The sequence below is a fragment of the Pseudomonas sp. SIMBA_041 genome, assembly GCF_046535095.1.
GTDB lineage: Bacteria > Pseudomonadota > Gammaproteobacteria > Pseudomonadales > Pseudomonadaceae > Aquipseudomonas > Aquipseudomonas mucoides.
In genome coordinates, this window is sequence record NZ_JAWRXJ010000361.1 from 1 (window position 1) to 268 (window position 268).

At 66.4% G+C, this 268-nt stretch carries 1 pseudogene; it reads left to right on the top strand.

Annotated features, from left to right (window positions below):
• Nucleotides 1–268, top strand: a pseudogene (locus SB725_RS31490) (IS110 family transposase); the annotation flags it as partial.

A 268-nucleotide genomic window follows, 5' to 3' on the forward strand; every position in this document is an offset into this window, starting at 1 on the left:
CAGGAGCCTTCTTCTGGAACGGGGACATGTCGTGGCACAGGGCCATGCCCGGTTGCGCCACCTGCTCGCTGACCTGCTGGACCCCGGCACGGGCAGCCTCAGTGCCCGCATGGCTTTCCTGCTCGGCGACATGCGCACGCGGTGGGACGAGCTTGACCGCCGCATTGCCGCTTTTGACGCCGAGTTCTCAGCCATGGCTCGGACCGATGAGCGAGCACGGCGGCTGACAAGCATTCCGGGCATCGGTGCGCTGAATGCCACCGCATTG